This is a genomic window from Mongoliitalea daihaiensis, assembly GCF_021596945.1.
GTDB lineage: Bacteria > Bacteroidota > Bacteroidia > Cytophagales > Cyclobacteriaceae > Mongoliitalea > Mongoliitalea daihaiensis.
This window is the reverse complement of record NZ_CP063779.1, coordinates 695452-711476: the sequence shown is the minus strand read 5'-3', so window position 1 is coordinate 711476 and position 16025 is coordinate 695452. Positions and strand designations below refer to the sequence as shown.

At 40.6% G+C, this 16025-nt stretch carries 13 protein-coding genes; 10 read left to right on the top strand and 3 right to left on the bottom strand.

Annotation, left to right across the window (positions count from 1 at the left end; translation table 11 throughout):
- Window position 1: 1 nt before the first annotated feature.
- Window positions 2–1492: a M28 family peptidase gene (locus IPZ59_RS02800; RefSeq protein ID WP_236138366.1), complete on the bottom strand. Its 1491-nt coding sequence runs from the start codon at window positions 1490–1492 to the stop codon at window positions 2–4.
- Window positions 1493–1691: 199 nt separating this feature from the next.
- On the opposite strand from IPZ59_RS02800, the gene gcvP reads away from it, so the two are divergent.
- Window positions 1692–4592, top strand: a complete 2901-nt coding sequence (gene gcvP / locus IPZ59_RS02795; RefSeq protein ID WP_236138365.1) for an aminomethyl-transferring glycine dehydrogenase — start codon at window positions 1692–1694, stop codon at window positions 4590–4592.
- 72 nt (window positions 4593–4664) lie between these two features.
- On the opposite strand, the gene IPZ59_RS02790 is transcribed toward gcvP, so the two are convergent.
- Together IPZ59_RS02790 and IPZ59_RS02785 are read right to left on the bottom strand one after the other, a co-directional pair.
- Entirely contained in the window at window positions 4665–5099 is a 435-nt protein-coding gene (locus tag IPZ59_RS02790; protein ID WP_236138364.1) for a type II toxin-antitoxin system VapC family toxin, read from the bottom strand.
- The gene (locus IPZ59_RS02785; protein ID WP_236138363.1) at window positions 5096–5344 is read right to left on the bottom strand and encodes a DUF6364 family protein; all 249 of its coding nucleotides are present in this window, start codon (window positions 5342–5344) and stop codon (window positions 5096–5098) included. Before IPZ59_RS02785 ends, IPZ59_RS02790 begins: the two co-directional genes overlap by 4 nt.
- A gap of 82 nt (window positions 5345–5426) precedes the next feature.
- On the opposite strand from IPZ59_RS02785, the gene IPZ59_RS02780 reads away from it, so the two are divergent.
- The 9 genes from IPZ59_RS02780 (at window position 5427) to gldG (ending at window position 15902) form a co-directional block, all read left to right on the top strand.
- The gene (locus IPZ59_RS02780; RefSeq protein ID WP_236138362.1) at window positions 5427–5852 is read left to right on the top strand and encodes a PH domain-containing protein; all 426 of its coding nucleotides are present in this window, start codon (window positions 5427–5429) and stop codon (window positions 5850–5852) included.
- Between the two features lie 45 nt (window positions 5853–5897).
- Window positions 5898–7487, top strand: a complete 1590-nt coding sequence (locus IPZ59_RS02775) for a M1 family metallopeptidase (RefSeq protein ID WP_236138361.1) — start codon at window positions 5898–5900, stop codon at window positions 7485–7487.
- A gap of 62 nt (window positions 7488–7549) precedes the next feature.
- Window positions 7550–8362 (top strand): glycerophosphodiester phosphodiesterase family protein, encoded by an 813-nt coding sequence (locus tag IPZ59_RS02770; protein ID WP_236138360.1) that lies wholly within the window; start codon window positions 7550–7552, stop codon window positions 8360–8362.
- 73 nt (window positions 8363–8435) lie between these two features.
- Window positions 8436–9677, top strand: a complete 1242-nt coding sequence (locus IPZ59_RS02765) for an MFS transporter (RefSeq protein ID WP_236138359.1) — start codon at window positions 8436–8438, stop codon at window positions 9675–9677.
- Window positions 9670–11163, top strand: a complete 1494-nt coding sequence (treF, locus tag IPZ59_RS02760; protein ID WP_236138358.1) for an alpha,alpha-trehalase TreF — start codon at window positions 9670–9672, stop codon at window positions 11161–11163. The genes IPZ59_RS02765 and treF overlap by 8 nt, the downstream gene beginning before the upstream one ends.
- Before the next feature lie 14 nt (window positions 11164–11177).
- Window positions 11178–12413, top strand: a complete 1236-nt coding sequence (locus IPZ59_RS02755; protein ID WP_236138357.1) for a metallophosphoesterase — start codon at window positions 11178–11180, stop codon at window positions 12411–12413.
- Window positions 12414–12593: 180 nt separating this feature from the next.
- Window positions 12594–13499 carry a gliding motility-associated ABC transporter ATP-binding subunit GldA gene (gldA, locus tag IPZ59_RS02750; RefSeq protein WP_236138356.1) on the top strand — a complete coding sequence of 302 codons (906 nt, stop codon included), beginning with the start codon at window positions 12594–12596 and terminating at the stop codon, window positions 13497–13499.
- A 2-nt stretch (window positions 13500–13501) separates the two neighbouring features.
- Entirely contained in the window at window positions 13502–14224 is a 723-nt protein-coding gene (gldF, locus tag IPZ59_RS02745; protein ID WP_236138355.1) for a gliding motility-associated ABC transporter permease subunit GldF, read from the top strand.
- 1 nt (window position 14225) lies between these two features.
- Window positions 14226–15902, top strand: coding sequence for a gliding motility-associated ABC transporter substrate-binding protein GldG (gene gldG / locus IPZ59_RS02740; RefSeq protein WP_236138354.1), 1677 nt, complete (start codon window positions 14226–14228; stop codon window positions 15900–15902).
- Window positions 15903–16025: the final 123 nt, after the last annotated feature.

The following is a 16025-nucleotide window of genomic DNA, read 5'->3' as shown; positions in this document are numbered from 1 at the left end:
TTTAACGATCTCCTCTATTATTGGAGCCATCTACAGGATTTCGTTTTTCCCTGTTAGCCAAGTCCCAAGCCAAGTGGAAAATTAACTGAGCTCTTGTGGTCATCAAAGGGAATTCAATTTTATCGATGGTATCCTCAGGTGTGTGGTAGTCATTGTGTAATCCTGAGAAGAAAAAGATAGAAGGAATGTTATACTTTGCGAAATTATAATGGTCAGATCTGAAATAGAACCTGTTAGGATCCGCAGGGTCATCGTAGCGATAATCCAAGTTAAGACCGGTATAAGTGATGTTATTGTAATCTAAAATTTTCTTTAAGTGTGAAGACAACATCTCAGAACCAATAGCATATAAATAATTGGTATCTTCCGCATCTTTATAAACATTGTCAATTCTCCCCAACATGTCAATATTTAAGTTATTGACCGTATTTTCCAATGGGAATATAGGGTTTTCCACGTAATATTGAGAACCAAGCAACCCTTTTTCTTCAGCAGTTAGAGCAATGAACAAAACACTTCTTCTAGGTTTGATCCCATCTTTTGCTGCTAGCGCAAATGCTTCTGCAATTTCCATTACAGCAACTGTTCCTGATCCATTGTCATCAGCGCCAGGAATTATTCTACCGTCAGCTCCTGGAGAAACGTGGTCATAGTGAGCAGAAAGTACCAATACTTCCTCTTTCTTATCTGTACCTTCCAGGTAGCCTAATACATTCTCAGTTGGTACTGTTGTAGTTTGTTTTTTGACTTGGAAAGTAGCCTGAGCTGGTGCAACAGAAGCTGGGTTTCCTAGTGCAGCTTTTACTTGGTCTACAGTAGCACCAAAAATAGCTGCCATCTGTGTTCCGCTTACCATGAAGGCTGGTTCTTGTACAGTGGGACGCTCAAAACCTAAGCGGCCACCTGTCATGGCAGCGTAGCGAGCTGCTAGTCGATCAAAGGCAGTTTGGTCTTCCATTGTCGTGACAATCACTCCTATGGCGCCAGCTTCCATTGCATCTTTGACGATGTTTTGGGTACGGGCACCAATTGCCCAAACTGCCGCTAGCTTTCCTTTTACATCTACTTTTGCTAGACTTTCTTTAGAACCATCGCCTACAAATACAATTGCAGCTTTTTGGCTTTTCTTCATATCAGCATCGCCGACAAAGATAAAATCCTTGTTCTGCTGCATTTTATTTTTCCCTACTTGAAGGCTTACACCTGGATAACTATTGGATACCAAATTGAAAACTTGGTAATATCCACCATCAACTGGACCAGCAAGTCCCCACTTTTCAAAATGATCTTTGATGTAGCTAGCGGCCATCTTTTGACCTTCAGTGCCTGTATCTCTTCCAGCAAGCTCATCAGAAGCAATAAATCTCAGGTGTTTTTCAAGGTCTGCTGCAGTAATTGTAGCGCCATATTTCAATGCGGTTGCATCTTGGGCGCTGATGGAGAATGATAGCATGTATGCCATCGCACCCACCAACCAAAAACGTTTTTTCATAGTTTTATTTAGTTTTCAATTTTTTAGTGGCTAAACTTAAAAAATATTCCCATCACATTAAAACCGTTTATCAAGAAGCTTGTTATGATGAGGAATTCTTGAGCTTCAAAAATCCATTTGATATCAATAATTTATACCTTTGCACTACGAAAATTTAAAGCGGATAAAACCCAAATAAATACTCACATTTCAATCGATTATGAAAATTAATCTCCATCCAAGTACCACCTTTGAAAATAGGCACAATGCTCCTTCACCGGAAGAGATCAATGCTATGCTAGGTGCAATCGGGGCATCTTCTCTTGAGGAGTTGATCGACCAAACGATTCCAAAGTCCATTCAGTTGAAGAAGCCTATGGATCTTCCATCAGCTCAATCGGAGGCGGAATTTTTAAAGGATTTCAAAAAAATGGCCTCTAAAAACAAGATTTTCAAATCATTCCTTGGATTGGGGTATTACGATACCATTGTACCAGGGGTGATTCTACGAAATATCTTGGAGAATCCAGGATGGTATACTGCCTACACACCTTACCAAGCTGAAATTGCACAGGGCCGTTTGGAAGCCTTGATTAATTTCCAAACTGTTGTGATGGAGTTGACTGGAATGGAAATGGCGAATGCATCTTTGCTGGATGAAGCTACAGCAGCTGCAGAAGCTATGACTATGTTGCATGCGTCCAAGCCAAGGGAAAAGAAGAATGCGAATAAATTTTTTGTAGACGAGAAAATTTTTCCTCAAACCAAAGATTTATTGCTGACTAGAGCTCAACCGATCGGTATTGACTTACATATAGCCCCTTTGTCCGAGCTAGACCTGACGGATCCGGATATCTACGGAGTATTGTTGCAGTATCCAAATATGGATGGTGAAGTGATTGATTATACAAACCTTGTAGCATCAGCTAAGGACAATCATGTATTCACTGCATTTGCGTCGGATTTATTAGCCTTAACCTTATTGAAATCTCCAGGTGAAATGGGTGCAGATGTAGTCGTGGGTACGAGCCAAAGATTTGGTGTTCCAATGGGCTATGGCGGACCTCATGCAGCTTTTTTTGCCACCAAAGAGGCTTTTAAAAGACAAGTACCCGGTAGGATTATTGGGGTATCTGTAGACAGAGATGGCAACAAAGCTTACAGAATGGCTTTACAGACCAGAGAGCAACATATCAAAAGAGAAAAAGCCACTTCTAATATTTGTACTGCGCAAGTATTGTTAGCTGTCATGGCTGGAATGTATGCAGTGTACCACGGTCCTAAAGGGTTGAAAGAAATTGCTTTGAAAGCGCATGGATTGGCTAAATTGACCTTACAAGCGTTGAAGCAAATGGGCTTTGAACCGACTTCTGAGACATTTTTCGACACCATTGGTCTGAAGACGGATGATGTACAACAATCAAAAATCAAAGCTTTTGCAGTATCTGCAGAAATGAACTTTAGGTACGAAAGTGGGGCTATTTTCTTGTCTTTTGATGAGGCCAAGACATTAGAAGATGTTAAAGCCGTAGTAGAGGTATTCGCTAAGTCTACTGACAAAAAAGCAAGTATTGACTTTGATGCACTGGTAGCTGGCTTGACCTTGGAATTGCCAGCTTCTGTTGCGCGTACGTCAGAATACTTGACACATCCTGTATTCAATCACAATCACTCCGAGCACGAGATGTTGAGATACATCAAACGCTTGGAAGCAAAAGACCTTTCCTTGGTGCATTCCATGATTTCATTGGGTTCTTGTACGATGAAATTGAATGCTACTTCTGAAATGATTCCGGTAACTTGGCCAGAATTCGGTCAGTTACACCCATTTGCTCCACAAGACCAAGCAGCGGGTTATTATGAGTTATTCCAAAATCTAAGAAACTGGTTGACTGAGATTACTGGCTTTGCCGATACATCCTTACAACCAAACTCTGGTGCTCAAGGCGAATATGCGGGTTTGATGGTCATCCGTGCGTATCACATGAGTAGAGGTGATCATCATAGAAATATCGCTTTGATTCCTACCTCAGCTCACGGTACCAACCCAGCTTCTGCTGTCATGGCAGGGATGAAAGTGGTATTGGTGAAGTGTGATGAAAAAGGAAATATCGATGTCGCTGATTTGAAAGAAAAAGCGGAATTACATAAAAATGAATTGGCTTCCTTGATGGTTACCTATCCATCTACCCATGGTGTATTTGAAGAAGCTATTCAAGAGATTTGCCAAATTATCCACGATAACGGTGGTCAAGTATACATGGACGGTGCCAATATGAATGCGCAGGTTGGTTTGACCAGCCCGGGTATGATTGGTGCGGATGTATGTCACTTGAACCTCCATAAAACCTTCTGTATTCCTCACGGTGGTGGTGGTCCTGGCATGGGTCCAATCTGTGTGGCTAAGCACTTAGCACCATTCCTTCCAGGAAACCCTGTGATAAAAACAGGTGGTACTGAAGCGATCACATCCATCTCTGCAGCACCATTTGGTAGTGCAAGCATTCTTCCTATATCCTATGCCTATATCGCAATGATGGGCGGAGAAGGTTTGACCAATGCTACCAAGATAGCTATATTGAATGCCAACTACATGAAGTCTAGATTGGAAGCACATTATCCAATCTTGTATACAGGAGCCAATGGAAGAGCGGCACATGAAATGATTTTGGATTGCAGAGCTTTCAAAGATTTTGGGGTTGAAGTAGAAGATATTGCCAAGCGATTGATGGATTATGGTTTCCATGCACCGACAGTGTCCTTTCCTGTAGCTGGAACCTTGATGATTGAGCCTACCGAATCTGAAACCAAACCTGAATTGGATAGATTCTGTGATGCAATGATAGCCATCCGTCAAGAGATTCAGGAAATCCAAGATGGTGTTGCTGATAAGCAAAACAATGTCTTGAAAAATGCGCCGCATACCGCTAATCTTGCCTTGGCAGATGCTTGGGATTTCCCTTACAGCAGAGAAAAGGCAGTATTTCCATTGCCATATGTGAGAACCAATAAATTCTGGCCTACTGTCAGAAGAATTGATTCTGCCTTTGGTGACAGAAACTTGGTGTGCAGCTGTATCCCTGTAGAAGAATATGCTACAGACTCTGTGATTGAGAAGTAAGAATAGCTGGTAAGGAATTACTCTTCCCTAAAAATAAGAAGGCTAGCTGAATATTCGGCTAGCCTTAATTTTTTACTGTTTCGCCCTCACTGTTCCTAAAAACTCTTTGGGAGTCATAATAGAGAGATTACTTCTTTTAAAATCTCTTGTATTCCTAGTGATTATCACCGAAATGTCAGCATGATTTTCTGCTGAAAAATTTTGTAGAGCATCTTCCAAATCATTGAACTCGGAATCTATAGCAGTCATAATAGACTTTTTATCCATAGGTACCACATCAAATAAAATATTGGTTAAAAGATTTCTGAAATTTTCAAGAATCAGGCTATTTGACACGCCAATTTTCCTCAACAAGTAGTAAAGATTACTTAGAATGACTGGAGTGATGTAGCCGTGAATTTGTTTTGTTTCACACAGCGTGAGGATTTGGATGGAGTCTTTAGCAAAAGGTTGTCTATTGGATAAAGCGTCTAGAATTACGTCAGAGTCAATTAAAACAGCTTTCATTGATTAAGATATTTTTTTGCAACTGCTTCTTCTAATTCTTTTTTATAATCAAAATCTTCTGGTAATTTGATTGAGCCAATCAATTTTTTCACGTTTGCTGAAATTTCCTTTGGTTGGCTTTCATCAGTCAGCGATTTTAAATAATTTTCTATCACTTGAGAAAGACTTTTCCCTTGATCTTTTGCATACGATTTGGCAGATTCAATAACTGATTTATCAATTGTAAGTGTTAATTTAGTACTCATAAATACACGTGTTAATGGTTAGGTAAATATACGTGTTTTTAAGGGAAATTTCCTGTTTAATTTGAATTTATCAGACTATCCTATGAAAATATACAAAGCCCGCAAAGGAAAACTTATTACAGGATTAGTAATCCTTACAGCATTTTTACCATTTATTGGAGGCTTTTATAATGCTGAAAATCTTTTACGTATGCTTCTTGGGTTTTTCATATTGGCGTTACCTTTTGCTATTGTCCTTTGGCTCTATATTGATACTTCTTATCGAATAGTAGAAGGTGTTTTTTATTATCGCTCCGCATTTTTAAAAGGGCAAATTGATATTCAAGAAATTACAAAAGCAAGTAAAGATGTCACGAATTTTACGGGTATAAAGCCTGCTTTAGCGACCAAAGGAATTGTCATTTATTTCAATCGATTTGATGAAATCTACATTGCCCCCGAAAATAATGATGAGTTGATCGCTGATTTATTGAAAATTAACCCCGAAATTGAAGTGGTGAATAAGTGATTGAATGATCACTTTTCTAGATAATCTTCCAGTTTTACCCAGACTATGAAAAAGCAGCTATTTGTCTTCCTTTCTTTTCTATTTTTTGCGCACCAATCTTTTGCCCAAATCCAAAAGAATTGGACTTGGGGAGGACCAATACATCCCCTTCAAGAGCAGTTTCAAGTAGTGCACTATCAATTGAATTTGGAGATTTTCCCTGAAACACAGAAAATCAAAGGAAGCAATAAAGTGACCTTCCATGCGGATGAGCGGTTGGATACTTTACGACTGGACTTGATAGAGGAATATCAGGTAAGTAAGGTCATCATGGATGGAAAGGAAATCAGATTCGAACACGTGGGGGATGTGTTGGATATTTTTCCGGTCGACTGTACTTGCAATGAAGTGGAAATATTTTACGAAGGAGAAACGCCTATTGCCATTCGGCCTCCTTGGACAGGTGGGTTTACTTGGGAAATGGATGAGCTGGGGAACCATTGGATGGGTCTTTCTTCACAAAATGAAGGTGCCAAAATCTTTATGCCTTGCTTGGACCATCCTTCCTCCGAACCTATCAATGGCGTGGATTTATTCTTCACAGTACCCAAACCTTATTTTGTTGCTTCCAATGGAAGGCTTGCTGCCCAAGAGGACCTTGGGGACCGATACCGGTATCACTGGTCAACCCAATACCCCATCAATAATTACAATGTGAATTTTACAGTTGGTGTGTTCTATGAGGCATCCAAAGTATATCAGTCGATCGATGGAAAGGAAATACCCATGTATGTCTATGTTTTGCAACAAAACAAATCCAAAGCTTATGACTTGTTGCAGGTCTTAGAAACCTCCACGCAAACTTTGGAGAAATATTTAGGGCCATATCCTTTTGGGGATGATAAAATAGCGGTAGTCGAAACCCCTTATTTGGGAATGGAACATCAGACCATCAATGGTTATGGGAATAATTTCAAATTCGAGAAGGTAGGGGATGTTTGGGCGGATTGGTTATTGCATCACGAACTTGGCCATGAATGGTTTGGGAATAAGGTTTCTGTGAAAGATTGGGCAGACTTCTGGATTCATGAAGGCTTGACGGCTTATGCGGATTGGCTGTTTTATTTGGAGCATGGAGGTGAAGAGGCCTATCATCAAAAGGTCGCTTCTGTTCGAGTTAATATTCGAAACCTGAGACCCGTTGTATCTCCCCGCAATTCCCATTCAGACTTTGCTTATCATCCAGAAATTTATACCAAAGGTGCTTTTATCATTCATTCGCTGCGGTATTTCTTGGGTGATGAAATTTTCTTTCCCATGTTGAAAGCCTTTGCCTCAGATGAGCGCTTTACCTATGAAAATTTAGTAGATACCAATGATTTCACCAGCTTTGTGCAGCAGTATGCCGAACAGGATTTGCAGGGATTCTTTGATTTGTACTTGAAATCTGTCCGCTTACCCCAAGTGAAAGTCTCTAAGAAGGGAAAACGGGGCTATGCGGTGAGTCTGCCGACTATTGATTTTTCTATTCCAGTAGAAATCAAAACCAGCAATGGTTTGGAGCGTCATGTGCTTTCTTCAAACCCTGTTTTGGTGAGAAGTGATGGACCTATTGTAGTGGATCCCAATTATTGGTATTTGTTGGATAAGAAGTAGGCTAGTTAGGAATGGATGGTAATCTAAAACCTTTTCATTCATCCTTGTGTATATCCTTTACTATGAAAGTTATCTTTGCGTTCATTTGTTTCTGTGTATTTTCCTTTGCTTCAGAAGCTCAGTCCTTGCGTAAACTCCTTGAAGAGGAACAAACTGTCCTTTTTTCTCATCGGGTGGCCTTGGAGCCTTCTTGGGTGGAAAATAGTGTGTATTCCCTTGAGAAATCCGGTGAAATGGGATTTATGTTCCACGAGATTGATGTAGTGGAGAGTAAAGATGGGGTTTTGTACGTGCTGCATGATAAAACTTTGGACAGAACCACCTCGTCCAAGGGAGCGGTAAAAGAATTAGCTAGCGCTTTTTTGGATGGAGTGAAATTGAATGGGCTTAAAGAGCGCTTACCACGATTGGAAGATTTTTTGGCAATTAGTAAAGAGAAAGGATTTTATTTAATGTTGGATGTCAAAGAAGCTTCATTGGACAAGGTCATGTCCCTCGTAAAAAAATTTGATATGTTGGAGCGGGTAGTCTTACTCACGTTTAGCAAGGAGCGAACAGCAGAAGCTTTGGCTTTAGAAGAACGGTTTTTGTTGTCTGTATTGATTACTGAGGAAGATGATTTTGACTATTATCTCTGCAAAACGGAGCAACCCTATTACCTAGCCGCTTATATCAACAAGAACGGACCAGTGGAGTTATTCCAAAAAGCTCGTTCCCTTGGTCTTCCGACAATTACAGATGTATTGGGGGCGATTGATGCACAGGCTCAAGAAGAGGGTATTTTTGTTTACACTGATTTTTTACAGAAAAGGAAGCCTAATATATTGGTTTCAGATTACCCGCTGCAAGTCGAGCTGAGAATGAGCATGGATTGATGGTTTTTGTGAATTGGGAATAAATTTACCAACTTAATACCCGATTTCCATTCACCACCAATCTTCATTCTGTATGAATGCCAAATTATTGATTCGTTTGTCCTTGATTTTTAATTACATGGTATTTGCTGTGTTGTTAAATTCAGTAGGGGCAGTTATCCTTCAAGTACAGCGTACTTTTGATGTCACCAAAGCAGAGGCTTCCATTTTGGAAGGCTTCAAGGATTTGCCAATTGCTATCTTTTCATTTGTAGTAGCCTCTTTTTTACCCAAAATTGGTTTGAAGAGAGGGATGCTGATTGCCTTGGGTTTGGTAGCAGGTATGTGCTTTATCATGCCTGTGATGGCCAATGAGTTTTGGTATTTTAAAATGTTGTTTGCCACTGTGGGTATATCCTTTGCAGTGATTAAAGTATCTGTATTTGCTATGATTGGACTAGTGACGGATGATACCAAAGAGCATAGCAGTTTGATGAGCACCATTGAGGGATTTTTCATGATAGGCGTACTTTTAGGGAATGTATTCTTCAGCCTATTTGTCAATGATGCAGATCCTCGCTCCACTGCTTGGCTGAGTATCTATTGGTATTTGGGCGCTTTGAGTGTAGTGGCAGCCTTGTTTCTCTTGCTAGCTGATGTCAATGAATCTGCATCCAAGCGTGAAAACAGCAAGGCTTGGGATGATTTTGTCGAGATGATCAAATTAGTAGCGAAGCCCTTGGTGCTGGTATTTGCAGCCTCGGCTTTCTTGTTTGTCTTGATAGAGCAGAGTTTTATGACTTGGACTCCGACCTTTTATCAGGATGTATTGAAAGTTCCGGCGAGCATGGGGATACAGGCAGGGGCAGTTTTGGCAGGTGCTTTGGCTGTTGGTCGTTTATTAGCGGGAGTGATTTTGAAGCGGGTACATTGGCTTACCTTTACCTTGACTAGTACTGTTTTGGTGGGGATATGTGTCTTACTTACCTTGCCTTTGACACAAAACCTTCCAGAGGTAACCGAAACAATCACTTGGTTCAATGCTCCTTTTGTAGTGTATCTCTTTCCTTTATTGGGAGTCTTTTTGGCGCCAATTTATCCTACTATCAATTCCGTGGTCTTGAGTGCCTTACCCAAATACATGCAAAGCTCAATGTCAGGCTTGATTGTGGTCTTTTCTGCCTTAGGAGGTACGACAGGGTCGATCATTACAGGGAATATTTTTGAGCGCTACGGGGGAACCAATGCGTTTTACTTCTCATTGATTCCCATTGTGGCACTTTGCCTGATTTTATTTCTATTACATAAGCAAGTAACCAAACAGCAGCATGCATAGTCCAGAGCACGTATTTGGAGAGCTTTTTGAAGCAGTTCAAATGCAAGGAGTTTTTCCCGACTCCAAAACATTTGTAGATATGATTCCCAAGATTTCCGTGGAGGAAGTTCTAATCCAATACCGTCGGCAAAAAGATTTGAAGGATTTCAATCTAAAAATTTTCGTAGATCGGCATTTTTCCTTGCCAACTACAGGGATACTTCCAGAACTGGCAGCGTTCAATTCTTTAGAGGAGCGATTGCATCAACAGTGGAAGGTTTTGACCAAAGATGCAGATGAGGAAAAAGAAGGTTCTTCTTTGATTCCATTACCCTATGCCTATGTGGTTCCTGGAGGAAGATTTGGAGAAATCTATTACTGGGACAGTTACTTCACCATGCTAGGCTTAAAGGGATCTGGGCGCGTGGATTTGATTGAGGCGATGGTAAAGAATTTTGCTCATTTGATTGATGTGGTTGGCCATATCCCTAATGGGAATCGTTCTTATTTTATCAGCCGTTCCCAGCCGCCGTTTTTTGTCAAGATGGTAGAGTTGTTGGCAGAGGTCACGCAAGACGAAAGTATCTTGATTCAATATTTACCTCAATTGGAGCGAGAATATGCGTTTTGGATGGATGGGAGTGTAGATTTGATCGTGGGGAAAGCAAATGCAAGAGTGGTCCGTTTAGATGAGGCGACGATTTTGAATCGGTACTGGGATGATTTGGATACCCCAAGAGCAGAGTCTTATCGGGAGGATGTGGAGCTACTGCATCTAAGCAAGGGAGATCAAAGCCGTATGCGACATATCCGGGCAGCTTGTGAATCAGGCTGGGATTTTAGTTCGCGATGGTTGATGGATGAACAGGATTTGAATACCATTGAGGCGGCACATATCATTCCCATAGATTTAAATGTGTTGTTGTTTGAATTGGAGCGGGTGTTGCACTATGTCTATTCATTGAAAGAAGATATGGCTCATGCTATTCATTATCAGGATTTAATGGGGAAAAGATTAAATGGAATCGAGCGGTATTTGTGGTCATCGGAAGGTGAGTTGTATTTGGATTATCATTTTGTTCAACAAAAGTCTATGCAGCGACCTTCCTTAGCTACGCTATTTCCTCTTTGGTCAGGTTTTGCATCAGAAAATCAGGCTAAGTCAGTTTTAAATTATATCGAAAAGCAGTTGTTGAAACCCGGTGGATTGGTCACGAGTAATAGTTATTCAGGTCAACAGTGGGATGCGCCCAATGGTTGGGCGCCTTTGCAATGGATAGGATTGGTGGCCTGTGCGAATTACGGGTATCAGGATTTGGCTGTTGACATAGCTGCCCGATGGACTGCATTGAATGAAAACGTGTTTGCCCGGACGGGAAAAATGATGGAAAAATACAATGTGGAAGATTTGTCCTTGGAAGCAGGTGGAGGAGAATACCCTGTTCAGGATGGATTTGGATGGTCTAATGGAATTTATTTGGCCATGAAAGAGTTTCTAAGAACATAAACCCTTATTTACACATGCGCATTTACAAACATTTCTGGATTGCAACAATTGCACTTGTTTTTGTTTTGTCGGCAATAGCCCAAGCACAGCAAGCTACACATGCCTTTTATTTGACATGGACGGATGATCCAACTAGTAGCATCAGTATCGATTGGCATTCAGATGCTACTGCAAGCACTACACTCAAATTCCGAAAAAAAGGGACCGAGGCTTGGAGAGATTTTGAAAGCACAGTATTGCCTTATCCTTTTTCAGAGCGGAAAGTGCATAGGGTTGGCATTGGAGGGCTATCAGCGGCGACAACGTATGAGTTGATGTTTCCGGGTTTGGAATCGGTCTATCACTTCCATACCATGCCAGGTGACTTAAATACTTCTAGCATCAAAATAGCTATCGGTGGAGACACCATGCATAGAAAAGAATGGTTTGAGCAAACGAATGGGATCGTTACTTCCTATGAGCCTGATTTTGTGATCATCGGTGGAGATATGGCTTATGAAAACGGCGTAGCTGAAAATCTTCAACGAATCTATGATTGGTTTGATGCCTATACCAAGACCTTGGTAACGGCAGAAAATCGTATTTTACCGTGTATTGTGGCTGCAGGAAATCACGAGGTTGTAGGTGGCTATCATTCTCGTAATCCGGGCTATGAGCAGACCAATTCGTTTAGAAACCGTATTGCACCATATTTTTATTCCTTATTTTCTTTCCCAGGTCAACCAGGATACAATGTATTGGACTTTGGGAAATATTTGAGTTTGGTCATATTGGATACCGAGCATAGCAATCCTGTGGAGGGAGTTCAGACCGAATGGCTCAAACAAACCTTAGAAGAACGTAAAGATTTTTTACATGTATTACCGATTTATCATGTTCCGGCTTTTCCTTCTGTTAGAGATTATAATGGAACTACACAAACCTTGGTGAGGGATACTTGGGTACCCATATTTGAGCAATACCCTATCAGACTTGCTTTTGAAAACCATGACCATGCCTACAAGCGGACGTTTCCTATTCGTAATGGAAAGATTGACCAAACAGGGATTACCTATGTGGGCGATGGTTCGTGGGGCACCGAGCCTAGACCGATTCATTCGGTAGATGATACTTGGTATCTGAAAGTGGCGCAGAGCGTAAATGCATTTACATTATTGACTATTGAAGGCAGTCAATACTCGCTGATTTCATTGGATTGGGAGGGTAATGTGATCGATAGTTACCCGCAAAATCCATTGATTGGTAAATAATGTCCAAAAATGTTGATTAATTTCCTTATAGCCTTTATCTTAGCGCTAGTAAGGTTTAATATTCAAGAGATTTGGCAGTTCTTGACTGACACTTCTTTAAATGGGGCTTCATAGAAGCCTTTTTTGGTTTATAGGCTTTTTTGTAATTTTACAACTGAATTTTCATACGAATACCTATTCATGTCATTATCCATTCAGCAGCTGAGTAAGTTTTATGGAAGCCAAAAGGCTTTGAATCAGATCTCTTTTTCAGCAGAAAAAGGGCAGGTAGTAGGGTTCCTTGGTCCCAATGGTGCAGGCAAGTCTACAACTATGAAGATTGCTACAGGGTATCTGTTGGCAGATGAAGGCGATGTGTTAGTGAATGGAATTTCTGTAGCAAAAGAGCCTCATAGAATCAGTCAATTGATTGGTTATCTACCGGAGCATAATCCCTTGTATGTGGATATGTATGTGCGGGAATTTTTATCTTTTACGGGAGGCCTGTACGGCATGTCCGGAAAAAGTCTTAAAAATCGAGTAGAAGAACTAGTTGGTCTATGTGGACTGGAAAGAGAAGCTCACAAACAGATTCAGCAACTTTCCAAAGGTTACCGACAGCGGGTTGGTTTGGCAAAAGCCTTGATTCATGACCCTGAGGTAATCATCTTGGATGAACCCACCACTGGACTGGACCCTAATCAACTGGTAGAAATCAGAAAACTAATCAAAAGCATCAGTGAAAATAAGACGCTGATTTTGAGTACGCATATCATGCAAGAGGTGGAGGCTATCTGTGACAAGGTTGTTATCATCAATCGTGGGGAAATTGTAGCGGAAGACCTATTGGTCAATTTGACCAAGGAAAGCGGTCAAGTAAGTTTGGTTTTGGAAACTGAAGAAGAACTCACGCTTGACTGGTTTGAAGGAATCGGTTTAATGACCAGTTCCGATCGAACTAACCTCTTAAAAATCCATGTAATGGATGCTGGTAACGCAAGGAAAGCCATTCTTCAAGTTGTTGCTGACAAAAATCTTAATTTGGTCAGTTTGCGACAGGAGCGTAAAAATTTAGAGTCCATTTTCCAACAAATTACCCAATCCTGAGTATGTGGGCACTGTATAAAAAAGAAATCAATGCTTTCTTTGGGAACTTGAGCGGTTATCTCATTTTGAGTCTGTTTTTGGTTTCTCTAGGTTTGATCGTTTGGGTTTTTCCTGATACATCGGTTTTAGAATATGGATTTGCTGATTTGGAGGCACTGTTTGTATACGCTCCCTATGTTTTCACCTTTCTGATTCCTGCTATGACCATGAAGATGATTGCAGAAGAACGGAAATCAGGCACTTGGGAATTATTGATGACTTCCCCACTTTCTATTTCAAAAATCATTTTGGCGAAGTACTTGGCGACAATCAGCTTGGTGCTGATAGCTGTTATGCCAACCTTGATTTACTATTGGAGTATTGTACAGCTTGGACAACCGTTAGGCAATATTGATCATGCAGGTTTCTTTGGATCTTTTATTGGACTATTGTTTATGGGAGCTGTATTTGCAGCGATTGGATTATTTGGTTCTGCCTTGACTGTGCATCAAGTGGTTGCCTTTGTATGGGGAGTGTTTTTGTGCTTCTTTCTCTATTTTGGTTTGACGGCTCTAGTAGAGTTGAATGTGTATAGTCCTTTTGCCTTATTTTTGGAAGAGTTGAGTTTGAGTTTTCATTACCGGAGTATGAGTAGAGGAGTGATTGCAAGCAGCAACTTGTCGTATTTTATTTTCATTAGCGGATTGATGCTGCTATTGACGGGTTTACTTATCAAAAGGCGGTAGTATGCAAAAGAACAACCTCATATCCTTCTTGATCGGTTTGGGAGCATTGATCGCCATTAGCGTCATTTTGACGTATATTGTCCCTTTTAGAATTGATTTGACGGAAGAAAAACGATACAGTTTAAATCCAGCTACGATTGAATTTTTAAGGCAATTGGACGAACCTGTGGAGGTGGAGATCCTTCTGACAGGAAATTTGCCTGGTGGGATGAGGCGTTTGCAACGTTCTACTGAAGAAATGCTCCGTACGTTTGATGCCTATGCATCGAAGAAAATTTCTTTTATCTATCAAGATCCGCTTGCCCTTCCAAAAGATGTTCAGGAGGAATACATTGTGATCCTTGCAGAATACGGTATCAATCCTACCAATTTATTTGTCACAGAAGATGGTGGACAAAAATCCATTTTAATTTGGCCAGGAATTGTTGCTAGAACGGAGGAGTTTGAAACAGGTGCCTTGATTTTGAAAGGGGAGCGAATGGCATCCAATGAAGAAATCTTGAATCAATCCATAGAAAATTTAGAGTTTGAACTCATAAACGCCATTCGAAAGTTGGTGGGTGAAAAGCAATATTCCATTGGTTTATTCATGGGACATGGGGAGTTAAGTGAAGATGATGGTTTTGGTTTTGTAGAAGCCTTAGTGGATGATTATGAGGTATTCAAGATCCCTATGGAACAAGCGAAAAAAGTAGAGGATTTGGATCCTTTTGCAGTTTTGATTGTATCTGGGCCACGAGAAAGCTATGATGAACGAGCTATTTATTTGATTGATCAATACCTCATGAATGGAGGTAATGTACTATTCTTAGTGGATGCATTAGTTTATGATATGATCCAAGCGAGAGGAGATGGTACGGTAGGGATGCCTTTTGATCATGGTTTGGATAATATGTTATTCAGATATGGTGTACGGGTGAACAAGGATTTTATACAGGATATTAATTTTGGCTATTATCCTGTGATGGCAGGTAATTTTGGTAATCAGGAGCAGTTGGTCCCGTTGCCTTGGCCATTTTTCATCAAGGCGAGTTTGATGGCCAAGCATCCCATAACCAAAGGTCTTGATCAGGTATTGTTTCGATTCACGAGTAGCTTGGATACTGTCAAAGCTGATGGGGTGCGAAAGACACCGTTGATATTTACATCAGAGTTTAGTAGAAAATTATCAGCACCTGTACGGATTGCTTTTGAAGATATGGCCAATGAACCCAATATAGAAGATTTCAATCAGGCTTTTTTGCCATTGGGATATTTGTTGGAAGGGGAGTTTACCTCTGTTTTTAAAAATCGGTTTTTGCCTACTGGAGCTGATAAAACTACGTTTCAAGAGCAAGGAGCTGGAGGGAAAGTATTAGTGGTTGGGGGCAGTTCTGTCTTCACGAGTCAGTCCGAATTAGGTACCGGAACCCCACTTCCCCTTGGCGTTGACCCATTCAATGCAGTAACCTTTGCTAATCGACAATTCCTACAAAATACGATAGCTTATCTTACAGAACCTGAAGGATTGATAGCATCTAGGAGTAAGCAGTTTAAAATCAGACCACTCAATAAAGCTAAGGTCAGGCAAGAAAAAAGTTTCTGGCAGTGGTTCAATGTGGGCGTTCCCTTGATTTTCTTGGGACTGCTTGGAGGTGTTTGGTTTTTTGTGCGGAAATTGAAGTACAAAAACAGGTGAATCCCTTAAATTTTGGAGAGAATTCTACAAATTTGCGAAATCTGTCGAGTTGAAGGCTCAAAATTAGATTTTATTTATAAATTTACTCTATTCAAACATTAGGAAAAAATTAGCAATAACGAT

Bases quoted from the DNA above. Each gene is read 5' to 3' on its own strand.
- gldG (WP_236138354.1), top strand. From the start codon at position 14,226: ATGCAAAAGAACAACCTCATATCCTTCTTGATCGGTTTGGGAGCATTG.
- IPZ59_RS02785 (WP_236138363.1), bottom strand. From the start codon at position 5,344: ATGAGTACTAAATTAACACTTACAATTGATAAATCAGTTATTGAATCT.
- gldA (WP_236138356.1), top strand. From the start codon at position 12,594: ATGTCATTATCCATTCAGCAGCTGAGTAAGTTTTATGGAAGCCAAAAG.
- gldF (WP_236138355.1), top strand. From the start codon at position 13,502: ATGTGGGCACTGTATAAAAAAGAAATCAATGCTTTCTTTGGGAACTTG.
- treF (WP_236138358.1), top strand. From the start codon at position 9,670: ATGCATAGTCCAGAGCACGTATTTGGAGAGCTTTTTGAAGCAGTTCAA.
- IPZ59_RS02770 (WP_236138360.1), top strand. From the start codon at position 7,550: ATGAAAGTTATCTTTGCGTTCATTTGTTTCTGTGTATTTTCCTTTGCT.
- IPZ59_RS02800 (WP_236138366.1), bottom strand. From the start codon at position 1,492: ATGAAAAAACGTTTTTGGTTGGTGGGTGCGATGGCATACATGCTATCA.
- IPZ59_RS02780 (WP_236138362.1), top strand. From the start codon at position 5,427: ATGAAAATATACAAAGCCCGCAAAGGAAAACTTATTACAGGATTAGTA.
- IPZ59_RS02775 (WP_236138361.1), top strand. From the start codon at position 5,898: ATGAAAAAGCAGCTATTTGTCTTCCTTTCTTTTCTATTTTTTGCGCAC.
- IPZ59_RS02755 (WP_236138357.1), top strand. From the start codon at position 11,178: ATGCGCATTTACAAACATTTCTGGATTGCAACAATTGCACTTGTTTTT.
- gcvP (WP_236138365.1), top strand. From the start codon at position 1,692: ATGAAAATTAATCTCCATCCAAGTACCACCTTTGAAAATAGGCACAAT.
- IPZ59_RS02790 (WP_236138364.1), bottom strand. From the start codon at position 5,099: ATGAAAGCTGTTTTAATTGACTCTGACGTAATTCTAGACGCTTTATCC.
- IPZ59_RS02765 (WP_236138359.1), top strand. From the start codon at position 8,436: ATGAATGCCAAATTATTGATTCGTTTGTCCTTGATTTTTAATTACATG.